The sequence below is a fragment of the Pseudomonas sp. GD03875 genome (assembly GCF_029840585.1).
GTDB lineage: Bacteria > Pseudomonadota > Gammaproteobacteria > Pseudomonadales > Pseudomonadaceae > Aquipseudomonas > Aquipseudomonas paralcaligenes.
In genome coordinates this window covers 12,699-30,044 of sequence record NZ_JAOCCV010000018.1, presented here as the reverse complement: position 1 = coordinate 30,044, position 17,346 = coordinate 12,699, and the positions used below count along the sequence as shown (strand labels likewise).

Annotated in this window: 16 protein-coding genes; 15 read left to right on the top strand and 1 reads right to left on the bottom strand. The window is 68.1% G+C overall.

Features of this window, described 5'->3' with window-relative positions:
* Nucleotides 1–5 precede the first annotated feature (5 nt).
* From N5D30_RS16330 to N5D30_RS16320, 3 genes are read left to right on the top strand one after another with little or no spacing between them, the layout of a single operon-like run.
* A complete protein-coding gene (locus tag N5D30_RS16330; protein ID WP_279909783.1) occupies nucleotides 6–1,031 on the top strand; it encodes a phosphotransferase in 1,026 nt (341 codons plus the stop codon).
* The gene (murU, locus tag N5D30_RS16325) at nucleotides 1,028–1,699 is read left to right on the top strand and encodes an N-acetylmuramate alpha-1-phosphate uridylyltransferase MurU (protein ID WP_279909782.1); all 672 of its coding nucleotides are present in this window, start codon (nucleotides 1,028–1,030) and stop codon (nucleotides 1,697–1,699) included. Before N5D30_RS16330 ends, murU begins: the two co-directional genes overlap by 4 nt.
* A gap of 1 nt (nucleotide 1,700) precedes the next feature.
* On the top strand, nucleotides 1,701–2,477 hold the full coding sequence (locus tag N5D30_RS16320; RefSeq protein ID WP_279909781.1) for a TerB family tellurite resistance protein: 777 nt from the start codon (nucleotides 1,701–1,703) through the stop codon (nucleotides 2,475–2,477).
* A gap of 34 nt (nucleotides 2,478–2,511) precedes the next feature.
* Here the strand turns inward: N5D30_RS16320 and N5D30_RS16315 are convergent, their stop codons facing one another.
* On the bottom strand, nucleotides 2,512–3,489 hold the full coding sequence (locus N5D30_RS16315; protein WP_279909780.1) for an alpha/beta hydrolase family protein: 978 nt from the start codon (nucleotides 3,487–3,489) through the stop codon (nucleotides 2,512–2,514).
* Between the two features lie 107 nt (nucleotides 3,490–3,596).
* On the opposite strand from N5D30_RS16315, the gene N5D30_RS16310 reads away from it, so the two are divergent.
* The 12 genes from N5D30_RS16310 to trpC all read left to right on the top strand — a co-directional run bounded on the left by N5D30_RS16310 (nucleotide 3,597) and on the right by trpC (nucleotide 16,883).
* Nucleotides 3,597–5,969, top strand: a complete 2,373-nt coding sequence (locus tag N5D30_RS16310) for a transporter substrate-binding domain-containing protein (protein ID WP_279909832.1) — start codon at nucleotides 3,597–3,599, stop codon at nucleotides 5,967–5,969.
* Nucleotides 5,966–6,595 (top strand): response regulator transcription factor, encoded by a 630-nt coding sequence (locus N5D30_RS16305; protein ID WP_279909779.1) that lies wholly within the window; start codon nucleotides 5,966–5,968, stop codon nucleotides 6,593–6,595. The genes N5D30_RS16310 and N5D30_RS16305 overlap by 4 nt, the downstream gene beginning before the upstream one ends.
* A gap of 229 nt (nucleotides 6,596–6,824) precedes the next feature.
* On the top strand, nucleotides 6,825–7,934 hold the full coding sequence (locus N5D30_RS16300) for an ABC transporter ATP-binding protein (protein WP_279909778.1): 1,110 nt from the start codon (nucleotides 6,825–6,827) through the stop codon (nucleotides 7,932–7,934).
* A gap of 43 nt (nucleotides 7,935–7,977) precedes the next feature.
* Nucleotides 7,978–9,018 (top strand): ABC transporter substrate-binding protein, encoded by a 1,041-nt coding sequence (locus N5D30_RS16295; RefSeq protein WP_279909777.1) that lies wholly within the window; start codon nucleotides 7,978–7,980, stop codon nucleotides 9,016–9,018.
* A gap of 123 nt (nucleotides 9,019–9,141) precedes the next feature.
* Nucleotides 9,142–10,389 carry an ABC transporter permease gene (locus tag N5D30_RS16290; RefSeq protein ID WP_279909776.1) on the top strand — a complete coding sequence of 416 codons (1,248 nt, stop codon included), beginning with the start codon at nucleotides 9,142–9,144 and terminating at the stop codon, nucleotides 10,387–10,389.
* A 16-nt stretch (nucleotides 10,390–10,405) separates the two neighbouring features.
* Complete coding sequence (locus N5D30_RS16285; protein WP_220813819.1) at nucleotides 10,406–11,233, top strand: ABC transporter permease; 828 nt, start codon at nucleotides 10,406–10,408, stop codon at nucleotides 11,231–11,233.
* A 138-nt stretch (nucleotides 11,234–11,371) separates the two neighbouring features.
* Nucleotides 11,372–12,046, top strand: coding sequence for a ribulose-phosphate 3-epimerase (gene rpe, locus N5D30_RS16280; RefSeq protein ID WP_279909775.1), 675 nt, complete (start codon nucleotides 11,372–11,374; stop codon nucleotides 12,044–12,046).
* Nucleotides 12,047–12,084: 38 nt separating this feature from the next.
* Nucleotides 12,085–12,849 carry a phosphoglycolate phosphatase gene (locus N5D30_RS16275; protein WP_279909831.1) on the top strand — a complete coding sequence of 255 codons (765 nt, stop codon included), beginning with the start codon at nucleotides 12,085–12,087 and terminating at the stop codon, nucleotides 12,847–12,849.
* A 73-nt stretch (nucleotides 12,850–12,922) separates the two neighbouring features.
* Nucleotides 12,923–14,401: an anthranilate synthase component I gene (gene trpE / locus N5D30_RS16270; RefSeq protein WP_279909774.1), complete on the top strand. Its 1,479-nt coding sequence runs from the start codon at nucleotides 12,923–12,925 to the stop codon at nucleotides 14,399–14,401.
* 12 nt (nucleotides 14,402–14,413) lie between these two features.
* Entirely contained in the window at nucleotides 14,414–15,007 is a 594-nt protein-coding gene (locus N5D30_RS16265) for an aminodeoxychorismate/anthranilate synthase component II (RefSeq protein ID WP_279904547.1), read from the top strand.
* Nucleotides 15,007–16,053, top strand: coding sequence for an anthranilate phosphoribosyltransferase (gene trpD, locus N5D30_RS16260; protein WP_279909773.1), 1,047 nt, complete (start codon nucleotides 15,007–15,009; stop codon nucleotides 16,051–16,053). The genes N5D30_RS16265 and trpD overlap by 1 nt, the downstream gene beginning before the upstream one ends.
* Nucleotides 16,050–16,883: an indole-3-glycerol phosphate synthase TrpC gene (trpC, locus tag N5D30_RS16255; RefSeq protein ID WP_279909772.1), complete on the top strand. Its 834-nt coding sequence runs from the start codon at nucleotides 16,050–16,052 to the stop codon at nucleotides 16,881–16,883. Before trpD ends, trpC begins: the two co-directional genes overlap by 4 nt.
* Nucleotides 16,884–17,346: the final 463 nt, after the last annotated feature.

The following is a 17,346-nucleotide window of genomic DNA, read 5'->3' as shown; positions in this document are numbered from 1 at the left end:
CTGTAATGCCTGACCATGATGTACGTCTGCAGCTGCTCGAAGACTGGTTGGACGGCTGCCTGCCCACCTTGTTCCAACGCCAGGGCTGGGGGCCGGTCGTCCCCGGCGAACTGACCCCGGCGAGCAGCGACGCCAGCTTCCGCCGCTATTTCCGCTGGCAGGCCGAAGGCCGCAGCCTGATCCTGATGGACGCGCCGCCGCCCCAGGAAGACTGCCGGCCCTTCGTCAGGATCGCCGCCCTGCTGGCCGAGGCCGGCGTGCATGTGCCGCGGGTGCTGGCCCAGGACCTGGAGCGGGGCTTCCTGGTGCTGGACGACCTGGGCCGGCAGACCTGGCTCGAGGTGCTGACGGCGGACAATGCCGACGGCCTGTTCGAGTCCGCCCTGCAGGCCCTGGTGAGCTTCCAGAAACTGCCGGCCGAAGGTGCGCTGCCTGTCTATGACGACGCCCTGCTGCGCCGCGAGCTGCAGCTGTTCCCCGACTGGTACCTGCAGCGCCATCTCGGCGTGGAGCTGGAGGGGCAGCAGCTCAACTGCTGGCGGCAGGTCTGCGACCTGCTGGTGGACAGCGCCCTGGCCCAGCCGCGGGTGTTCGTGCATCGCGACTACATGCCGCGCAACCTGATGCTGAGCGAGCCCAACCCGGGAATCCTCGACTTCCAGGACGCGGTGCATGGCCCGATCAGCTATGACGCCACCAGCCTGTTCAAGGACGCCTTCCTCAGCTGGCCGGAGGCGCGCGTGGCCGGCTGGCTGCAGCGCTACTGGCAGATGGCCCGCGAGGCGGGGCTGCCGGTGCCGGACGATTTCGCCGAGTTTCACCGCGCCAGCGACCTGATGGGCGTGCAGCGCCACCTGAAGGTGATCGGCATCTTCGCCCGCATCTGCCACCGCGATGGCAAACCCAAGTACCTGGCCGACGTGCCGCGCTTCTTCGCCTATATAGACGCCGTACTGGCGCGGCGGCCGGAACTGGCCGTGCTCGGCGAGTTGCTGGCCGGTCTGCCGCAGGGGGAGCCGCAACCCGCATGAAGGCGATGATTCTCGCGGCGGGCAAGGGTGAGCGCCTGCGCCCCCTGACCCTGCACACCCCCAAACCGCTGGTGCGTGCCGCCGGCACGCCGCTGATCGAGTTCCACGTCCGCGCCCTGGCCGCCGCCGGCTTCACCGAACTGGTGATCAACCACGCCTGGCTCGGCCAGCAGATCGAGGACTACCTGGGCGATGGCGGCCGCTTCGGCCTGCGTATCGCCTACTCCGCCGAGGGCGAGCCGCTGGAGACCGGCGGCGGCATCTTCAAGGCGCTGCCGCTGCTGGGCGATGAACCTTTCCTGGTGGTCAACGGCGACATCTGGACCGACTACGACTTCGCCGCGCTGCGCCGGCCGCTGGACGGCCTGGCCCATCTGGTGCTGGTCGACAATCCGGTCCACCATCAGAGCGGAGACTTCCTGCTACGCGACGGCCGGGTGACGGATGCCGTCGCCGGCGAGCCGTCGCTCACCTACAGCGGCATGGCCGTGCTGCATCCGCGCCTGTTCGCCGGCTGCCAGCCGGGAGCCTTCAAGCTGGCGCCGCTGCTGCGTGCGGCCATGGCCGACGGGCAGGTCAGTGGCGAGCGCTTCGCCGGGCGCTGGATCGACGTCGGCACCCACGAGCGTCTGGCGGACGTCGAGCGCCTGCTGGCGGCGGAGGCCTGAGATGCTGTGGCCGGCGACTCTGATCGGTGCCGCGGCTGGGATGGCCCTGGCCAGCATCCCCGGCGCGCTGCTCGGCGGCCTGCTCGGCCAGGTGCTGGATCGGCGCATCCGCCTGCAATCCCTCGATCACCTGCGAGAGCTGGTCGGCATTGGAAGGCGCTCGGCCCTGGACGACGAGGACCTGCTGTTCATGCTGATCGGCCGTTTGGCCAAGAGCGGTGGCCGGGTGCTCGACAGCCATATCCAGACGGCGCGCAACGAGATGCAGCGCCTCGGCCTGGACGAGGCGGCGCGGCGGCAGGCCATGCAGGCGTTCAACCGCGGCAAGCAGGCCGGCGAGAAGGAGTTGCGCACCTCGCTGCGCGCGCTGCGCAGCCGGCCCGAACGGGGCGAGGTGCTGCTGCGCACCTGCTGGCGCATGGCCTGGGCCGACGGCCGGGTGAGCGAGGCGGAGTACGAGCTGATCCAGCGCTGGGGGCTGTGGCTGGGCTGGAAGCGCGACGCGCTGAATGCCCTGGCCGACGAGTACGAGCCGGAGCGCAAGGTGCCGGAGCTCCGGACCGGCGACTACCAGGCGGCGCTGCGCCTGCTGGGCGTGCAGGCGGACACCGAGCCGGCGGCGATCAAGCGTGCCTACCGCCGCCTGATCAGCCGCCACCACCCGGACAAGATTTCCGGCTCCGGCGCCAGCCCCGCGCAGTTGCGTGCCGCCACCGACAAGACCCGTGAACTGCAGGTCGCCTACGAGCTGGTGCGTCAGCGCCGCGGCTTCCGCTAGGGGTTGGCGAGGGCTGTGGGAGCGGCGCTGGGGGTTACTGCTTGTCCAGCCAGCCGCGCACCCGGCGGAACAGTTGTTCCTGCTCGGCCTCCAGGTTGCCCGGTAGAGCCTTCAGGGCGATCTGCGTATAGCCCTGGTGATCCAGGCGCTTGCTGGCCTGCTTGCGGCGCACCGCGTTGCCGCGGTCGGCGGGCTGGTCCTTGTAGAAGAAGTCCCCGGTGGCCAGCTTCAGGCCGGGGATCAGCTCCTCCAGCGGTGGCGTCTGCCCGGCCGGCAGCTGGGCCGCCACCGTCACCAGGTGCTTGATCGTCTCCGGCTGGCGCTCCTTGAGGTACAGCGCCGCCCAGTAGGCACCGTCGCCGTGGCCGAGCAGGATGATGTGCTTGGCGTCCTGCTGTTCGGCGAAGGCGATGCCGGACTGGATGCGGGCGAAGACCCGCTCGGCCGGGTCGACCGGCGCCGGGGTTTCCGCGGGGGCGGCTTTGGCGGGCGGCGCATTCTCGGCCTCGGTGGCCGGGGGCTGCTCTTCACCTTCGGCCGGAGCCGCCTCGGTATCCACGGCCACCGGCTCCGGCGGGCGCGGCAGCACCGCTTCCGGCAGGGGCGCGGCCTTGCTGTCGGGCAGGGTCAGGCTGAGGCTGCTCCAGCCCACGTCGGGCAGTTTCAGGCGCAGCGGCTTGATCGCCTGCGGCCAGTCGGCGCTCTCGTCGGCGCCGGGCACCAGGATCACCACGCCCTTGGACTCGGGCGCGTTGGCCGGCTTCCACAGGGCGAGGAACGATTCGCCGCCCGCCTGCAGGGTCTGCTGCTCGTCCCGCGGCACCTGGCGTTCGAGGCCCTGCGCCAGGTCCTGGCTGCGCTCCTCCAGCGGTTGGCGCGGCGCCTCCGCGGGCTGCGCCTCGCCCTCGGCGGCGGGCGCTTCGGCGGGGGCGGGCGGGTCTTCCTCGGCCTGGACGGGCAGGGCGAGGGTCAGGCTCAGGGCCAGCAGTATCGACAGGACGGGATCGCACATCGCGGCACTTCGCATAGAGGATGGTTCCAGCAGCCTAAGCGCTTCGTCGGGGTTTGTCAGGTAAGGTAGCGTCTGGCTTCGTCATCTCGTGGATCGTCGTGGTGCGCATGGTTCGAGTGCTCTGTTGGCTGTTGCTGCTGTGCCCGCTGGTCGGCCAGGCGGCCGGGCTGGATGCGGCCCAGCGCGCCTGGCTGGCCGAGCATCCGCGGCTGCGCGCGGGCGTGGTGCTGCAGGCGCCCTACGCCGAGTACCAGCGCCGCCAGCAACAGCTGAGCGGGCTCAACATCGAGCTGACCGAGGCCCTGGCCAAGAGCCTGGGCGTCGAGCTGAGCTGGCTCAGCTACCCGGACCAGGCGGCGCTGGACCAGGCCTTGCGAGCGGGGCGCATCGACTTCGCGCCCGGGATGACGCAGACCCCCGCCGGCCTGCGCCTGTGGCAGTTCTCCGACCCCTATCTGCGCATTCCGCACCTGCTGGTGGGCGAGCGCCTGGGCGACTTGGGCGTCGAGCTGGAGAGCCTCGGCGAGCGCGAACCGATCGCCGTGCGTGAGCCCAGCGCGGTCGCCGACTACCTGCGCGGCAACTATTTCAACCTGCGTCTGCAGGCGCTGCCGTCGGACCGCGAGGCCCTGCGCGCGGTGCTGGCGCAGCGGGCGCGCTACGCGGCCATCGACCAGGCCCAGCTCAGCCGGTTGAGCCAGGAGAGCGAATTCGCCGGGCTGACCGTGCTGGCCGACGTCGGCCTGCCCCAGCTGCTGCGCTTCGGCACCCGGCGCGACTGGCCGCAGCTGGCGGCGATTCTCGACGTCGGCCTGCGTGGCCTGCCGGCCAAGCAGTTCGAGCAGCTGCAGCAGCGCTGGCTGACGGCCAGGACGCCGAGCCTCGGCGAGTCCCCGCTGTTCTGGCGCAACCTGAGCATCCTGCTCGGCGCATTGCTGCTGGTCAGCCTGCTGCTGCTGACGGTGCTGCGCCGCCAGCGCGGACGCCTGGAGCGGCTGCTGCTGGACTCCCGCCAGACCCTGGCCCGGCGCGAGGTGGCGGAGGAGGCTCTGCGCCTGGCCCAGTTCTCCCTCGACCACAGCACGGTCGGCATCCTCTGGGTCAACTGGGACAGCCGGGTGCGCTACGCCAACCAGGCGGTGGCCGAGATGCTCGGCTACGACAGCGGCGCCATGGTCGACCGGCCGCTGCAGGAGTTCGAGCCGGGCCTGGGCATGGATCGCTGGCTCAGCCTGTGGAAGCGGGTGCGCCAGCACGAGGAGGGCGCGCTGAACTTCGAGAGCAACTGCCGGCGCTCCGACGGCAGCTGGATGCCGGCGGACGTGACCCTGGGCTTCCTGCGCTTTCGCGAGGCCGAGTACCTGGTGGTCTACCTCACCGACGTCACCGAGCGGCGCCGGGCCCGCGCCGCCCTGGAGGAGAGCGAGGCGCGCCTCAAGGGCATCGCCGGCAACGTGCCGGGCCTGGTGTTCCGCCTGGAGCGCCCGGTGCCCGGCGCGCCGGTGGACTTCGCCTTCATCAGCGAGGGCAGCGAGCAGTTGGTCGGCTACCCGGCGGCGACCATCATGGCGGCGGACTTCGGCATCCGCAGCCTGGTCCACCCGGACGACCGCGCCGCCTACCACGCCACCCAGGACGCCGCCATCGAGACGGCCAGCGACTGGCACTGGCAGGGCCGCATCCTGACCCGCGACGGCCGCGTGCGCTGGGCCGACATCAAGTCCAGTGCCCGCCAGCTGAGCGCCGAACACGTGGTGTGGGACGGCGTGGTGTGGGACATCAGCGAGAACAAGGCCATCGAACTGGAACTGGCCGAGTCGCGCGCCCAACTGCGCGAACTGTCCGCGCACCTGGAGAGCGTGCGCGAGGAAGAAAAAGCGCGCATCGCCCGCGAGGTGCATGACGAGCTGGGCCAGGTCCTCACCGTGCTCAAGCTGGAGACCTCCATGTGCGAACTGGCCTACGCCGGTCTCGACGCCGGCCTGCAGGCGCGCCTGGACAGCATGAAGAAGCTGATCGCCAACCTGTTCCAGCTGGTGCGCGACGTGGCCACCGCGCTGCGCCCGCCGATCCTCGACGCCGGCATCGCCTCGGCCATCGAGTGGCAGGCGCGGCGCTTCGAGGCGCGCAGCCAGATTCCCTGCCTGGTGCAGGTGCCCGAGCAGCTGCCGGCGCTGTCCGACGCCAAGGCCATCGGCCTGTTCCGCGTGCTGCAGGAGGCGCTGACCAACGTGCTGCGCCACGCCGAGGCGCACACCGTGGAGGTCGGCCTGGAGGTGCAGGGTGACGAGCTGCTGCTGCGGGTGAGTGACGATGGTCGGGGTTTCGAGGCGGGCGCGCAGCGCGCACAATCCTTCGGCCTAGTCGGCATGCGCGAGCGCGTGCTGATGCTCGGCGGCAGCCTGGCGATCGACAGCGCGCCTGGGGAGGGCACTACGCTGAGCGTGCGGGTGGCACTGGATAGAGAGGTCGTAGCGTGATTCGAGTACTGGTGGCCGAAGACCACACCATCGTCCGCGAGGGCATCAAGCAGCTGATCGGCCTGGCGAGGGACATGACCGTGGTCGGCGAGGCGGGCAACGGCGAGCAACTGCTGGAGACCCTGCGCCACACCCCCTGCGAGGTGGTGCTGCTGGATATATCCATGCCCGGCGTCAACGGCCTGGAGGCGATCCCGCGCATCCGCGCGCTGGCGGAACCGCCGGCGGTGCTGGTGCTGTCCATGCACGACGAGGCGCAGATGGCGGCCCGCGCCCTGAAGATCGGCGCGGCGGGCTACGCCACCAAGGACAGCGACCCGGCGCTGCTGCTCACCGCCATCCGCAAGGTCGCCACGGGCGGCCGCTACATCGACCCGGAGCTGGCCGACCGGATGGTCTTCGAGGTCGGCCTGACCGATTCGCGGCCGCCACACTCGCTGCTGTCCGAGCGCGAGTTCTCGGTGTTCGAGCGCCTGGTGCGCGGCGAGGGGGTCAACGAGATCGCCCAGCAGCTGTCGGTCAGCAGCAAGACGATCAGTACCCACAAGGCGCGCCTGATGCAGAAGCTTAACCTGCACTCGGTGGCCGACCTGGTGAAGTACGCGGTGGAGCACAAGCTGCTGTAGAAGGTGCCAGAGGCTGCGAGTTTCTCCCTGTGGGAGCGGTCTTGGCCGCGATGCTCCAGCACTCCCCCCTATCGCGGCCTAGGCCGCTCCTACCTGACTTGCTGTGTGTAGGGCGATCCCTACAACGCGTCGTCTGCAAGCCTTATAGCAATCTCTCATACCGCCCGATTTGCGCTGGCTCCATGGCTTTCTAGTCTTACACCACGGCAACAAGAACAAAGGTGTGGTGATGGCCGAGAATGTTTCCAGCGACGTGCTCGTCAGCTTCAAGGGCGTGCAGAAGAGCTACGACGGCGAGAGCCTGATCGTCAAAGACCTCAACCTGGACATCCGCAAGGGCGAGTTCCTCACCCTGCTCGGCCCGTCCGGCTCCGGCAAGACTACCAGCCTGATGATGCTGGCCGGCTTCGAGACGCCCACCGCCGGCGAGATTCTCCTGGCCGGGCGCGCGATCAACAACGTGCCGCCGCACAAGCGCGACATCGGCATGGTGTTTCAGAACTACGCGCTGTTCCCGCACATGACGGTGGCCGAGAACCTGGCCTTCCCCCTCACCGTGCGCGGCATGAGCAAGACCGACATCACCGAGCGGGTCAAGCGCGCGCTGTCCATGGTCCAGCTCGACAACTTCCGCAACCGCTACCCGGCGCAGCTCTCCGGCGGCCAGCAGCAGCGCGTGGCGCTGGCTCGCGCGCTGGTGTTCGAGCCGCAGCTGGTGCTGATGGACGAGCCCCTCGGCGCGCTCGACAAGCAGCTGCGCGAACACATGCAGATGGAGATCAAGCACATCCACCAGCGCCTGGGCGTGACCGTGGTCTACGTGACCCACGACCAGGGCGAGGCGCTGACCATGTCCGACCGGGTGGCGGTGTTCCACCAGGGCGAGATCCAGCAGATCGCCCCGCCGCGCGACCTCTACGAGGCGCCGAGCAACACCTTTGTCGCCCACTTCATCGGCGAGAACAACCGCCTTGCCGGCGAGCTGGTCAGCCGCGACGGCGAGCGCTGCACCGTGCGCACCGCCCGTGGCGAGCAGGTGCAAGCGCTGGCGGTGAAGGTCGGCGCGCCGGGCGAGCCGGTCAGCCTGTCGATCCGCCCCGAGCGGGTACGCATCAACGGCGCCAGCGAGAGCTGCGCCAACCGCTTCAGCGGCCGGGTGGCCGAGTTCATCTACCTGGGCGACCACGTGCGCATCCGCATGGAGGTGTGCGGCAACCCCAACTTCTTCGTCAAGCAGCCGATCGCCGAACTCGACCCCGCCCTGGGCGTGGGCGACGTGGTACCGCTCGGCTGGCATGTGGAGCACGTAAGGGCGCTGGACCCTCTGGTCGTCGAGTGACGGCGCCGCGCATTTCCAACCCTGCACAGTGGAGAAAACAACAATGAGCAACATCCGCAGCATGTTCCGCCTCGGGACCCTGGCCCTCGGCCTGTTCGGCGCCTCCCAGGCGATGGCCGCCGACCTGACGGTGATCTCCTTCGGCGGCGCCAACAAGGACGCCCAGGTCAAGGCCTTCTACAAACCGTGGGAAGCAGCCGGCAAGGGCAAGATCGTCGCCGGCGAATACAACGGCGAGATGGCCAAGGTGAAGGCCATGGTCGACACCAACAGCGTGTCCTGGCACCTGGTGGAAGTGGAGTCGCCCGAGCTGGCCCGCGGTTGCGACGAGGGCCTGTTCGAGGAACTCGACCCGTCCCTGTTCGGCAACGAGGAAGACTTCGTCGAAGGAGCCATCCAGCCGTGCGGCGTGGGCTTCTTCGTCTGGTCCACCGTGCTCGCCTACAACGCCGACAAGCTGTCCGCCGCACCGGCCGGCTGGGCCGATTTCTGGGACGTGGCCAAGTTCCCGGGCAAGCGCGGCCTGCGCAAGGGCGCCAAGTACACTCTGGAGTTCGCCCTGATGGCCGACGGCGTGGCGCCGAAGGACGTCTACACCGTGCTCGCCACCCAGGAAGGCCAGGACCGTGCCTTCAAGAAGCTCGACCAGATCAAGCCGCACATCCAGTGGTGGGAAGCCGGCGCCCAGCCGCCGCAGTTCCTCGCCTCCGGCGACGTGGTGATGAGTTCCGCCTACAACGGCCGCATCGCCGCCGTGCAGAAGGAGAGCAACCTCAAGGTGGTGTGGAACGGCGGCATCTACGACTTCGACGCCTGGGCCATCCCCAAGGGCGCCAAGGACAGCGACGCCGCCAAGGCCTTCGCCGCGTTCAGCGTGCAGCCCGAGCAGCAGAAGATCTACTCCTCGAACATCGCCTACGGCCCGGCCAACAAGAAGGCCGTCGAGCTGCTCGACCCGGCGTTGCTCAAGGACATGCCGACCACCCCGGAGAACATCGCCAACCAGGTGGCCATGAACGTGACCTTCTGGGCCGACTACGGCGAGCAGCTGGAGCAGCGCTTCAACGCCTGGGCGGCGAAATAAGCATCCCGTGCAGTGCCCCTTCCCTGTGAAGGGGAGTTGGTAGGAGGGACGCTCCCCCGTCCCTCCTGACCCTCGCCCGACCTTGGGCGAGGGCGCTTTGTCCCGGTGTCTCTGGAGCCCGCGATGGCCACTACCGTATCCCTCACCGAATTCGCCGGCCTGACCCTGAAGCAGAAGCTGGCCCGCGCCGAGCGCATCAACCGGCTCAAGGCCCAGGGCCTGATCCTGCCGCTGCTGGTGTTCCTCTTCGTGGTGTTCCTGCTGCCGATCGGCATCCTGCTGTACAAGAGCGTGGAGAACCCCGAGGTGGTCGGCAGCCTGCCGCGCACCGTCGAGGCGATCGCCGCCTGGGATGGCCGCGGCCTGCCCGAAGAGTCGGTGTACCAGGCCCTGGCCCAGGACCTGGCCGAGGCGCGCAAGAACCAGACCATCGGCGACCTCTCCAAGCGCCTGAACATGGAGCTGGCCGGCTACCGCAGCCTGCTGGCCAAGACCGGCCGCGCCCTGCCGTTCAAGCAGGAGCCCGCCTCCTACAAGGACGCGCTGGAAAGCCTCGACGAGCGCTGGGGCGATCCCGCGTACTGGCAGGTGATCCGCCGCAACGACAGCGCCTTCACCTCCTATTTCCTGCTGGCGTCCCTCGACCATCGCATCGACGACCTCGGCGAGCTGGCGTCCGCCACCCCGGACCAGGCCATCTACCTGGACATCTTCGTCCGCACCTTCTGGATGGGCGTGGTGATCACCGCCATCTGCCTGGTGCTGGCCTACCCGCTGGCCTACCTGCTGGCGAACCTGCCGACCCGCACCAGCAACCTGCTGATGATTCTCGTGCTGCTGCCGTTCTGGACCTCGATCCTGGTGCGCGTGGCGGCCTGGATCGTGCTGTTGCAGTCCGGTGGCCTGATCAACAGCGCGCTGATCGCCATGGGCGTGATCGACCAGCCGCTGCAACTGGTGTTCAACCGCACCGGCGTCTACGTCGCCATGGTGCACATCATGCTGCCGTTCATGATCCTGCCGATCTTCAGCGTGATGAAGGGCATCTCGCCGAGCTACATGCGCGCCGCCATCTCCCTCGGCTGCCACCCGTTCGCCAGCTTCTGGCGGGTGTACTTCCCGCAGACCCTGGCCGGCGTCGGCGCTGGCTGCCTGCTGGTGTTCATCCTGTCCATCGGCTACTACATCACCCCGGCGCTGCTGGGCAGCCCGAACGACCAGATGATCAGCTACTTCGTCGCCTTCTACACCAACACCACCATCAACTGGGGCATGGCCACGGCCCTCGGCGGCCTGCTGCTGCTGGCCACCATGCTGCTCTACGTGGTGTACAGCTGGCTGGTGGGCGCGAGCCGCCTGCGTCTGGGCTGATCAGGAGAACATCGAGATGCTGAGCCCCTACAAATCCCCCGTCGAGCGCGCCTGGTTCTGGACCCACCGCGGCCTGTGCGCGCTGGTGCTGCTGTTCCTGATCCTGCCGGTGCTGGTGATCATCCCGCTGTCGTTCAACTCCGGCAGCTTCCTGGTCTACCCGCTGCAGGGCTTCTCCCTGCGCTGGTACGAGTCGTTCTTCACCTCGGCCGAGTGGATGCGCTCGCTGAAGAACAGCCTGATCGTGGCGCCGGCCGCCACCGTGCTGGCGATGGTCTTCGGCACCCTGGCGGCCATCGGCCTGACCCGCGGCGAGTTCCGCGGCAAGGCGCTGGTGATGAGCCTGCTGATCTCGCCGATGGTCGCCCCGGTGGTGATCGTCGGCGTCGCCAGCTACCTGTTCTTCGCCCCGCTCGGCCTGGGCAACAGCTACACCTCGCTGATCCTGGTGCACGCCGTGCTTGGTGTGCCCTTCGTCATCATCACCGTGTCGGCCACCCTGCAGGGCTTCAACTACAACCTGGTGCGCGCCGCCGCCAGCCTGGGGGCCTCGCCGATCACCGCGTTCCGCCGGGTGACCCTGCCGCTGATCGCGCCGGGGGTGATCTCCGGCGCGCTGTTCGCCTTCGCCACCTCGTTCGACGAAGTGGTGGTGACCCTGTTCCTCGCCGGCCCCGAGCAGGCCACCCTGCCACGGCAGATGTTCAGCGGTATCCGCGAGAACCTGTCGCCGACCATCGCCGCCGCCGCGACCCTGCTGATCGCCTTCTCGGTGGTCATGCTGCTGACCCTGGAATGGCTGCGCGGGCGCAGCGAGAAGATGCGTACCGCCGTACCGGAATAGCCCAGTGGGAGCGGCCTTGGCCGCGAGATGGAGAGCATCGCGGCCAAGGCCGCTCCCACGTTCCCTGACATACGACAACTGCCCCGTCCCCTGACTCAGGCTACAATCGCGCCACCGTGATAGAAGCCTGAGGCCGCCATGCAACCCTTCGCCATCGCCCCGTCGATCCTGTCCGCCGATTTCGCCCGCCTGGGCGAGGAAGTCGACAAGGTGCTCGCCGCCGGCGCCGACATCGTTCACTTCGATGTGATGGACAACCACTACGTGCCCAACCTGACCATCGGCCCGATGGTCTGCTCGGCGCTGCGCAAGTACGGCATCACCGCGCCGATCGACGCGCACCTGATGGTCAAGCCGGTCGACCGCATCATCGGCGACTTCATCGAGGCCGGCGCCTCCTACATCACCTTCCACCCGGAGGCCAGCGAGCACATCGACCGCTCCCTGCAACTGATCCGCGACGGCGGCGCCAAGGCCGGCCTGGTGTTCAACCCGGCCACTTCGCTGGACTGCCTGAAGTACGTGATGGACAAGGTCGACATGATCCTGCTGATGAGCGTCAACCCCGGCTTCGGCGGGCAGAAGTTCATCCCCGGTACCCTCGACAAGCTGCGTGAGGCCCGCGCGCTGATCGACGCCTCCGGTCGCGACATCCGGCTGGAGATCGACGGCGGCGTCAGCGCCAAGAACATTCGCGAGATCGCCGAGGCGGGCGCCGACACCTTCGTCGCCGGCTCGGCCATCTTCAACCAGCCCGACTACAAGGCGGTGATCGACGCCATGCGCGCCGAGCTGGCCCAGGTGCGCGCGTGATCCACGAGCTGTTCGCAGGAAGCCTGCCACGCCTGGTGATGTTCGATCTGGACGGCACCCTGGTGGACTCGGTGCCGGACCTGTCCGCCGCGGTCGACCGCATGCTGGTGCAGCTGGGGCGCCCGCCCGCCGGCGTCGAGCGGGTGCGCGAGTGGGTCGGCAACGGTGCCCGGGTGCTGGTGCGCCGCGCCCTGGCCGGCGGCATCGACCACACCGAGGTCAGCGATGCCGACACCGAGCAGGCCCTGGAACTGTTCAACGAGGCCTACGCCGGCAGCCATGCCCTGAGCACCGTCTACCCGGGCGTCACCGCGACCCTCAAGTGGCTGAAGAAGCAGGGCGTGGAGCTGGCGCTGATCACCAACAAGCCTGAGCGCTTCGTTGCCCCGCTGCTGGACGAGATGAAGCTCGGCCGCTACTTCCGCTGGATCGTCGGCGGCGACACCCTGCCGCAGCAGAAGCCTGACCCGGCCGCGCTGCTGTTCGTCATGCGCCTGGCCGGAGTGGAGCCGGAGCACGCGCTGTTCATCGGCGACTCGCGCAACGATGTGCTGGCCGCCCGTGCCGCCAGCGTGCCCTGCGTGGCGCTGTCCTACGGCTACAACCACGGCCGGCCGATCGCCGAGGAGAGCCCGGCGCGGGTGCTCGACGACCTGCGCCAGTTGCTGCCCGGTTGCGCCTCGGATGGCGCTGCGCTAATGTCGCCGGACTCTACATCCCGCCGAGACAGCATCGTGGTGGTTGCCCGCAAACAATGGACGAATGTCTTCAAGGCTCTGGCCCGTTGGCGCTGGCGCGCCTGACATTCCCCTGGCCGGCGCTCGCCGGCGCGTTTGCCCGACATCCGTTTCACTTCCTCATACCACGAGGCAGAGCATGACCCGCGAAGAATTCTTGCGCTTGGCCGCCGACGGCTTCAACCGCATTCCGCTTGCATTCGAGACCCTGGCCGACTTCGACACCCCGCTGTCGATCTACCTCAAGCTGGCCGACACCCCAAACTCCTACCTGCTGGAATCCGTCCAGGGTGGCGAGAAATGGGGCCGCTACTCGATCATCGGCCTGCCGGCGCGCACCGTACTGCGCGTGCACGGCCACCAGGTCAGCGTCAGCGTCGACGGCCAGGTCGTCGAGCAGCTCGACAGCGAAGACCCGCTGGCCTTTGTCGAGCAGTTCAAGGCGCGCTACAACGTGCCGACTATCGCCGGCCTGCCGCGCTTCAACGGCGGCCTGGTCGGCTACTTCGGCTACGACAGCGTGCGCTACGTGGAGAAGAAGCTGGCCCGCTGCCCGAATCCCGATCCGCTGGGCACCCCGGACATCCTGCTGATGGTCTCGGACGCGGTCGTCGTGTTCGACAACCTGGCCGGCAAGATGCACGCCATCGTCCTCGCCGACCCGGCCCAGGCCGACGCCTACGAGCAGGGCCAGGCCCAGCTGCAGGAGCTGCTGAACAAGCTGCGCCAGCCGATCACCCCGCGCCTGGGCGTGGACCTGTCCAAGCCGGCCGGCAAGGAGCCGGACTTCGTCTCCAGCTTCAAGCGCGACGACTACGAGGCGGCGGTCGACGCGATCAAGGAATACATCCTGGCCGGCGACTGCATGCAGGTGGTGATCTCCCAGCGCATGTCGATCCCGTTCCAGGCGGCGCCCATCGACCTGTACCGGGCACTGCGCTGCATCAATCCGACGCCCTACATGTACTTCTTCAACTTCGGCGACTTCCACGTGGTGGGCAGCTCGCCGGAAGTGCTGGTGCGGGTCGAGGACAACCTGGTAACCGTGCGCCCGATCGCCGGCACCCGTCCGCGCGGCGCCACCGAGGAAGCTGACATCGAGTTGGAGAAGGACCTGCTGTCCGATGCCAAGGAGATCGCCGAGCATCTGATGCTGATCGACCTGGGTCGCAACGACGCTGGCCGGGTCTCCACCACCGGCACGGTGAGGGTCACCGAGCAGATGGTGATCGAGCGCTATTCCAACGTGATGCACATCGTCTCCAACGTGACGGGGCACCTGAAAGAGGGGCTGAGCGCCATGGACGCACTGCGCGCCATCCTGCCGGCCGGCACCCTGTCCGGCGCGCCCAAGGTGCGGGCGATGGAGATCATCGACGAACTGGAGCCGGTCAAGCGCGGCGTCTACGGCGGCGCCGTCGGCTATCTCGCCTGGAACGGCAACATGGACACCGCCATCGCCATCCGCACCGCGGTGATCAAGGACGGCGAGCTGCACGTGCAGGCCGGCGCCGGCATCGTCGCCGACTCGCAGCCGGCCCTGGAGTGGGAAGAAACCCTGAACAAGCGTCGCGCCATGTTCCGCGCGGTCAGCCTCGCCGAACAGTCCGTTGAGTAAGGGGGACCTACCATGCTGCTGATGATCGACAACTACGACTCCTTTACCTACAACGTGGTGCAGTACCTGGGCGAGCTGGGTGCCGATGTCCATGTGATCCGCAACGACGAACTGACCATCGCCGAGATCGAGGCGCTGAAGCCCGAGCGCATCGTGGTCTCGCCCGGCCCCTGCACGCCGACCGAAGCGGGCGTGTCCATCGAGGCCATCCTGCACTTCGCCGGTAAGCTGCCGATCCTCGGCGTGTGCCTGGGCCACCAGAGCATCGGCCAGGCCTTCGGCGGCGACGTGGTGCGCGCGCGCCAGGTGATGCACGGCAAGACCAGCCCGGTGTTCCACGAGGACAAGGGCGTGTTCGCCGGCCTCAACAAGCCGCTGACCGTGACCCGCTACCACTCCCTGGTGGTCAAGCGCGAGACCCTGCCGGACTGCCTGGAGGTCACCGCCTGGACCCAGCATGCCGACGGCAGCGTCGACGAGATCATGGGTCTGCGCCACAAGACCCTGAACATCGAGGGCGTGCAGTTCCACCCGGAATCCATCCTCACCGAGCAGGGCCACGAACTGTTCGCCAACTTCCTCAAGCAACAAGGCGGAGCGCGCTGATGGACATCAAGGAAGCCCTCAACCGGGTGGTCGCCCAGCTGGACCTGTCCACCGCCGAGATGCAGGACGTGATGCGCCTGATCATGACCGGCCAGTGCACCGACGCGCAGATCGGCGCGTTCCTCATGGGCATGCGCATGAAGAGCGAGACCATCGACGAGATCGTCGGCGCCGCCACTGTCATGCGCGAGCTGGCCGCACCGGTGAAGATCGACGCCGAGCGCCTGGTCGACACCTGTGGCACCGGTGGCGACGGTATGAACGTGTTCAACGTCTCCACCGCCGCCGCCTTCGTGGTCGCCGCGGCCGGCGGCAAGGTGGCCAAGCACGGCAACCGCGCGGTCTCCGGCAAGAGCGGCAGCGCCGACCTGCTGGAGGCCGCCGGGGTCTACCTGAGCCTCAAGCCGGAACAGGTGGCGCGTTGCGTCGAGAGCGTCGGCGTCGGCTTCATGTTCGCCCCGGCCCATCATGGCGCCATGAAGTATGCCATCGGCCCACGCCGCGAGCTGGGGCTGCGCACGATCTTCAACATGCTCGGCCCGATGACCAACCCGGCCGGAGTCAAACACCAGGTGATCGGCGTGTTCAGCCAGGCGCTGTGCCGGCCGATGGCGGAAGTGCTGCAGCGCCTGGGCAGCAAGCATGTGCTGGTGGTGCATGCCAGCGACGGCCTGGACGAGATCAGCCTGGCCGCGCCGACCCACGTCGCCGAGCTGAAAGACGGTGCGGTCAGCGAATACCGCATCCAGCCCGAGGACTTCGGCATCAAGAGCCAGAGCCTGATCGGCCTGACCGTGGAGGGCGCCCAGGACTCCCTGGCGCTGATCCGCGACGCGCTGGGCAAGCGCAAGACCGAGAACGGCCAGAAGGCCGCCGACATGATCGTGCTCAACGCCGGCGCCGCGCTCTATGCCGCCGATATCGCCGGCAGCCTGAACGAGGGCATGCAGCTCGCGCACGACGCGTTGCACACCGGTCTGGCCTGGGAGAAGCTGACCGAGCTGGCTTCCTTTACCGCTGTATTCCGTGTGGAGAACGAAGGGTGAGCATTCCAACCGTGCTGGAGAAGATCCTTGCCCGCAAGGCCGAGGAAGTGGCCGAGCGGCGCGCCCGCGTGAGCTTCGCCGAGGTCGAGGCGCTGGCGCGCCAGGCCGACGCCCCGCGCGGCTTCGCCCGCGCCCTGCAGGAACGCGTCGCGCAAAAGCAGCCGGCGGTGATCGCCGAGGTGAAGAAGGCCTCGCCGAGCAAGGGCGTGCTGCGCGAGCACTTCGTCCCCGCCGAGATCGCCAAGAGCTACGAGGCCGGCGGCGCGGCCTGCCTGTCGGTGCTGACCGACATCGACTTCTTCCAGGGCGCCGACGAGTACCTGCAGCAGGCCCGTGCCGCCTGCCGACTGCCGGTGATCCGCAAGGACTTCATGATCGACCCCTACCAGGTGGTGGAGGCGCGGGCCATCGGCGCCGACTGCATCCTGCTGATCGTCTCGGCGCTGGACGACGTGCGCATGGCCGAGCTGGCCGCCGCCGCCAAGGACGTCGGCCTGGACGTGCTGGTGGAAGTGCACGACGGCGCCGAACTGGAGCGCGCGCTGAATACCCTGGATACGCCGCTGGTGGGCATCAACAACCGCAACCTGCACAGCTTCGAGGTGAGCCTGGAGACGACCCTCGACCTGCTGCCGCGCATTCCGCGCGACCGAGTGGTGATCACCGAGAGCGGCATCCTCAGCCGCGCCGACGTGGAGCTGATGGAAATCAACGAGGTGTATGCGTTCCTGGTCGGCGAGGCTTTCATGCGCGCCGAGGAGCCGGGGACGGAACTCAAGCGCCTGTTCTTCGCCGGCAGCCGCGTGGTGGCGGGCATCGACCCGGACTGATCGAGCGCCCACAAAAAGCCGATCACTTAGGCTTTGAGTGTTGCTGGCGAGTGCCGTGACCGTGTGGGAGCGGCCTTGGCCGCGAAGCTTTGCTGTCAGCCCCGTTCGCGGACAAGTCCGCTCCCACAGGGATTGATTTCACCAACAGCAGTTAACTCATCACTTAGGGTCTGTACGAAAAGTCGTCGAGCGAAGGTCAGGCGAGGCAAAAACGGGTGAGGAAGCGGAGTTTACGAGCTGTAAATGAGCATTCCGAACCCGTTTTTAACGAAGCATCACCGAGCGCAGGCACTTTTCGTACAGAACCTAGCACCGTACGTGCTTGCTCGGGGGCACGCCTAAGTAGAGAGATGCTGGGGGAGAGGGCGGAAACCTGCGAGACTGCTGGTTTCCCCGCCTCTCCCCGGAAGGGCGAGGGGCAGAGCGCGCGATTATTCCTTATGTGAACAGCGTTACGCCGATT